This is a genomic window from Arthrobacter sp. B0427-1-12 (assembly GCF_059092905.1).
Genome location: NZ_JBNHIC010000115.1, coordinates 1 through 4,168, shown reverse-complemented (window position 1 = coordinate 4,168; position 4,168 = coordinate 1). Strand labels below are relative to the sequence as shown.

At 66.0% G+C, this 4,168-nt stretch carries 6 protein-coding genes and 1 pseudogene; 2 read left to right on the top strand and 5 right to left on the bottom strand.

Features of this window, described 5'->3' with window-relative positions; translation table 11 throughout:
• Positions 1-203: pseudogene (locus tag AC5RWU_RS23790) on the top strand (hypothetical protein); the annotation flags it as partial.
• Positions 204-263: 60 nt separating this feature from the next.
• Positions 264-719 carry a LuxR C-terminal-related transcriptional regulator gene (locus AC5RWU_RS23785; RefSeq protein ID WP_493986641.1) on the top strand — a complete coding sequence of 152 codons (456 nt, stop codon included), beginning with the start codon at positions 264-266 and terminating at the stop codon, positions 717-719.
• A gap of 40 nt (positions 720-759) precedes the next feature.
• Here AC5RWU_RS23785 and AC5RWU_RS23780 read toward each other — a convergent pair whose 3' ends face one another.
• From AC5RWU_RS23780 to AC5RWU_RS23760, 5 genes are all read right to left on the bottom strand, one after another.
• Positions 760-1,041 carry a DUF3040 domain-containing protein gene (locus AC5RWU_RS23780; RefSeq protein WP_493986640.1) on the bottom strand — a complete coding sequence of 94 codons (282 nt, stop codon included), beginning with the start codon at positions 1,039-1,041 and terminating at the stop codon, positions 760-762.
• A 170-nt stretch (positions 1,042-1,211) separates the two neighbouring features.
• Positions 1,212-2,363 carry a glutamate--cysteine ligase gene (locus tag AC5RWU_RS23775; RefSeq protein ID WP_493986639.1) on the bottom strand — a complete coding sequence of 384 codons (1,152 nt, stop codon included), beginning with the start codon at positions 2,361-2,363 and terminating at the stop codon, positions 1,212-1,214.
• Between the two features lie 433 nt (positions 2,364-2,796).
• On the bottom strand, positions 2,797-3,204 hold the full coding sequence (locus AC5RWU_RS23770; RefSeq protein ID WP_493986638.1) for a hypothetical protein: 408 nt from the start codon (positions 3,202-3,204) through the stop codon (positions 2,797-2,799).
• A 152-nt stretch (positions 3,205-3,356) separates the two neighbouring features.
• Positions 3,357-3,644 (bottom strand): DUF3040 domain-containing protein, encoded by a 288-nt coding sequence (locus AC5RWU_RS23765; RefSeq protein ID WP_493986637.1) that lies wholly within the window; start codon positions 3,642-3,644, stop codon positions 3,357-3,359.
• A gap of 156 nt (positions 3,645-3,800) precedes the next feature.
• Positions 3,801-4,168 (bottom strand): hypothetical protein (locus tag AC5RWU_RS23760; RefSeq protein WP_493986636.1); only part of this gene is annotated, 368 nt, incomplete at its 5' end.

The following is a 4,168-nucleotide window of genomic DNA, read 5'->3' as shown; positions in this document are numbered from 1 at the left end:
CACCGGACGAGGCAGCCACAGAAGCCAGGCTGCTGGTCAACTCGTTCCACGGGCTGGCCTACGACCTGGTGATCAATGACGACACCGACGCTGCCACCGATGCCTTCGAGGCCCTGATGCGCAACTTCTGGCGCACCCTCGACGAGCGGCCGGCCGCAGAGCCGTTCGATAAAGCCACGGCGCGCTGCTCCGTTCCCTCCTGAAACGCATGGGACGGAGCAGCACGGAAGTCAACCCCCTGTGTCACCTGCCGGTAACCACTGATGGCCTCCGCCGAGGTACTGGAACGGGCAGCGGCCCTGGGCGTGGCCGCGTTCGTGGCCAAGGAAGGATCCCTGGCCACACTGATTCAGACCCCGCGGGACGCCAGGACCGGCAGCATGATCACTGATCCGGCGCTGCTGGCGCGCCTGACCGCCTTCCGGCAGCAGCAGGCCGCAGGGCCGCAGGTACCGTCCCTGACCCAGCGGGAAATGGGCGTGCTGCGCCTGATGGCCACCGGCACCGATGTGCGCACCAACGCCCGCACGCTGGGCATCTCCACCCAAACCTGCCACGGCTACACTAAATCCATCCTGTCCAAACTGGGAGCCACTCCCAGCTGGAGGCGGTCGTCACCGCCACCCGCCAGGGCCTGCTGCCCCGGCAACAGCCATGAGATCCCGGCGGCAGCCATCTATAACTCGGAACGCCGGCTTGGGAACCGAATCATACGGTGAGGCGGTTCTGCTCGACTACCCGGATGACTAAACGGCCCTACTATTCGGGGGAGCGTTGCGGGCTGAGGCCGCTGAGGAAGAGGTAAGCGCCCGCGCCTGCTGCCAGGAAACCGATGACGCCAAGAACGGTAAGCTGCGTGCTGATCCCCGCGATGACCAGAGCGAAACCGGCCACGATGGTCAGAAGGCCGTAGATTTTTCGGGCTCCGGTCCTATCCGAGGGTCCCTCGTCCCGTAACTCGCGGGCAAGGTCCGGGTCCTCTGCAGTGAGTTCCTTTTCGAGCTCCTGAAGGCGCCTGCGCTCTTCATCCGATAACGGCATCGAAGCCTTCTTATCCTTGATGTGCTGGCCGGGCGTTCAGGGGCCCGAACGGCGATAGCAGACGCCGGCCGGCACTGGTGTTCGTCTCGAACACTCTGCCTTCGTTATGAGCCTTGTCCAGGGCAACTCTCCAGAGCCACGGCACCCTCTGCATTCGAAAGGGGCGGCGGTCAAAGGGTAGCGGCGGGAAGGTGTGTGCGCCTGACGGCGTCAAAGACAACGTCGGTGAGTTTGCCGTGGCGGGCGAAGACTGCCCGTTGGCGGTCTGCGCCGGTTCCGGTGCGCAGGATCCGGCCGGCCAGGTACTTGACCGGTTCCAGGTCACCGGTTTCGGCCAGGACCGGTCCTACGTACCTGAGCAGAGCGCCGACGGCTGTTTTTGCCGGGCAGCGGCCGTTCTCCAACGGGTGGAGCAAGTCATCGCCGACTGCGGATTTGCTGGCCCGCCAGGAAGCAAGGCGCAGCAGTTCCGCCGGGACTGCCGGAGGCGGCAGACCGTCGTGCCAGTTCCGTGCCGCGGTCTCGACCAGGGCACGGCACATTCCGGCGAGGGCCGCGGCGTGGTCCGCTTCGAGGCAGACGTCCGCGATCCGGATTTCCACTGTGGGGTGCCGGCTGCTCAGGCGGGCGTCGAAGTAGACCATCCCCTGATCGAGCAGGACATCGCACTCAAGGAGCATGCGGACCAGGCTGTGGTAAGCGGACGGGGAGCCGAAAAGTTCGGTGGGTCCGGCGGTGGGCCAGCGCTTCCAGACCTGGTATCGGAAGCTGGCGTAGCCGCTGTCGGTTCCCTGCCAGTACGGGGAGTTGCTGCTCAGTGCCAGCAGAACCGGCAGCCAGATCCGGATCCGGTCAAGGACCGCCACAGCTTCGTCATCGGAGGCGACGGCGACATGGACATGGAAGCCGCAGCTAAGCTGCTCGCGCAGCGTCATACCGTAACGGGCTTCCATCGCCTGGTAGCGCGGACGCCGGACCAGGCGGGTGGAGGCCGGCAGGGGGTAGGTTCCCAGTGCCGCGGCCCTGGCCCCGAACCGCCGGGCCTGGCGATCAGCCTCCGCGCGGCCTGCTCTGATGCCCGCAGCCAGCTCCCGCAGGTCCTTGTACGGGGCTGACACGGCTTCGAGCTGTTCCTGTTTCAGTTCCCAGGTCAGTGCCCCCGAGTACGCACCCGCAGAATCCGCGGCCTCGGCCAGGGCGGTCCTGCCGTCTTGTTCCTCCTCGAGAAGCTGCTCCGAGACCGGGGTCAACGCCCCGGTCTTCGCGTCCACCAGGAGCAGTTCCTCCTCGACGCCAAAGGTACGCATGTCTTTAGTCTTCACCACCGGGCTCCTCCGATGGAACCCCGCATTCAAGACGGAAAAACCCCGCCGCCTATCCCCTTCCATGCCGGGCACGGAGCTTGCCCGCTTGCGAAAAAGGTTCACTGCTGCCCTGGGATGCCGGCCGGTGTAACCATGGACCCGCCGCATGAGGAGCCGACGGGAACACGGTCTCCCGCTCCCGTCAGCCCCGATCACCCCCGGCTCCACGGTATATATGCGGCCTCGACGAAGGCGTGCAATCCCCGAACCGCAGGACGAACTCAAACCCAATTCGGCGCCCGTCCGCCTCCCGTCAGTGGTACGGGACAGGCAGCACCTTGTCCCTGACCACAGCCGATAGCAGCGCATATGTTTTACGGGACTGCAGGATATCCGCGATCGGCTGGTCCAGGCCCGGCGCCCCTACACTCACGGCTCAGCCCGCCGTGGTTCACTCATGTGAGTGTCGGGGAAGCGTTGCTGCAGGATGTGGCCAGGGCTCTGCGGTGTGGGCGCCCCAGCGGTTTTGGTTCTCCAGTTCCCGGTGCACGCGCAGCGCCTCGGCAACGGGGCCCTCATTGACCTTGGCCCGGAAGGCCACCGGAGCCGTGTTGGTTGTTTCCATGACTGCGTTGCTGTAGACGCGGCCGCAGGCCGGGCACAGCGTATAGACCTTGTCAGCCTCAGGCCATTCGGCCAGGCCCTCCGGCACCACGGTGCCCGGGTCGACAGAAACGGCGATGCCCGCCTCATTGACGTCAATCAGCCCCTCATCGCCGGCGCTGTTGCCGCACACGCACCTGAGGCTGATGACATCGTGATCCGCGATATCCCCGTATTCAGCATCCTCAGCGGCCATGGCCTGCCTCCCCTCATCCGGTATGCGGTACCTGCGCTCCCCGCACACCTCCACGCCCCATGCCTGGGTATCGGTTGCAGTTCCGAACTGACAGGCACCTTGGCAGCCGGCGCTCTACCGGTGCGGGCAGCGGCCCCGCGCTCCTGCCGGTCTTAGGGGCAGCTGTCATCCAGACAGCACAAAAAGAAAAACCGCAGAACAGCCGCATACACCAGCACGTATCCGCCAACAGTGAAGACCGCCAGCTCCGAGGCGATGCCGAGGATGAACACAGCCGCGCCCATCACTGCGGTCAGGACCGCCCGGCGCACCGCCCCAGGAGGGCCCAGGGACGGAGAGTCCACCGGCCCGTCGGACAGAATGCGTGCCAGCCTGGGATCCTCGGCGGCCAGGTCACGCTCAAGCTGCGCCAGGCGCCTGTTCTCTTCATACGACAACACCGGACATCTCCCGCATGCTCCGGCAAGATCCTGCCCGCCCGGCAGGCCCTCACCGGTTTGAAAACCCTGAAGGTGTTTCCTTATTCCCATTATGGATCCGCTCCCCGGCACCGGCACTTGCCCGAAACGGCAGCCAAACGCGGATCCGCCGGGGTCTTAACCGCCGAGTATCAGCGCATAGGTTGAGGCCTTCCCGGCGATCGTATTGGAGGCAAAATCGACGGAGCCGGATGCGGTTCCTGCCGCCCATCGTCTTGCCGGCCGGTTTTCCCGCCCGATCTGCCCCTTTACTGCCGGCCCGGGCAGTCCTGCATCCCGTGATGCGGCCGCCCGTTCGCTCCGGTGGCTGGAGTGCGGTTCGGTTGCCGCGGCACCGCGGCCGAAAGAACAGCTACAGGGCTTCGGGGGGGGCTGCACCGGTTCGGTCCCGCCACGGTCCCGGCGGACGACGCTGATCATGCCGTTGGGCTCCAGGCAGGCACGCTCCACCTGCGCAATGTCCTCGATGCCGTGCAGCCGCCGCT

Excerpts from the sequence above, each read along its gene's own strand:
- AC5RWU_RS23785 (WP_493986641.1), top strand. The coding sequence starts at position 264 with ATGGCCTCCGCCGAGGTACTGGAACGGGCAGCGGCCCTGGGCGTGGCC.
- AC5RWU_RS23780 (WP_493986640.1), bottom strand. The coding sequence starts at position 1,041 with ATGCCGTTATCGGATGAAGAGCGCAGGCGCCTTCAGGAGCTCGAAAAG.
- AC5RWU_RS23770 (WP_493986638.1), bottom strand. The coding sequence starts at position 3,204 with ATGGCCGCTGAGGATGCTGAATACGGGGATATCGCGGATCACGATGTC.